The organism is Burkholderiaceae bacterium DAT-1, assembly GCA_019084025.1.
Classification (GTDB): domain Bacteria; phylum Pseudomonadota; class Gammaproteobacteria; order Burkholderiales; family Chitinimonadaceae; genus DAT-1.
The window spans coordinates 1-532 of record JAHRBI010000023.1 but is presented as its reverse complement, the minus strand read 5'-3'; the positions used below and the strand labels follow the sequence as shown (position 1 = coordinate 532).

1 protein-coding gene is annotated in these 532 nt (G+C 59.0%); it reads left to right on the top strand.

Going from position 1 to position 532, the window contains the following annotated elements:
- Nucleotides 1-98: 98 nt before the first annotated feature.
- On the top strand, nucleotides 99-532 hold a 434-nt coding region (gene narJ, locus KSF73_17325; protein MBV1777482.1), incomplete at its 3' end, for a nitrate reductase molybdenum cofactor assembly chaperone.

The following is a 532-nucleotide window of genomic DNA, read 5'->3' as shown; positions in this document are numbered from 1 at the left end:
GGCACATCGGAAGGCTCGCTGTTTGGCAAAAAGCCGGAAGGCAGCAAGATCTTCGTGCACATGCCGAAATCGCGTAAACAGCCGGAGGACAGCCAGTCATGAGTCACTTCCGCGTGTTGTCTGCCCTGATGAGCTATCCCGATCAGGACCTGCTCGATGCCCTGCCCGCCATTGAAAGCTGGCAGCGCGAACACGGTGCCGAACTGGATCTGGCCCCTCTGTTTGCACACATGCATCTGCATGATCTGATCGGCCTGCAGGAATACTACGTCGCCACCTTCGACCGTACGCCTTCGCATTCACTGCATCTGTTCGAGCACGTGCACGGCGAAAGCCGTGACCGGGGATCGGCGATGGTGGATCTGATGGAGGAATACCGCAAGTTCGGTTTCGAGCCGGTGGAACCCGAACTGCCGGATTTCCTGCCGCTGTTTCTGGAATGTCTCGGCCACATCCCGCCAGAGGCCGCCCAGCCGCTGCTAGATGACGCCATTCATGTCATCCATGCCATTGGCGAGCGTCTGCAACGGTC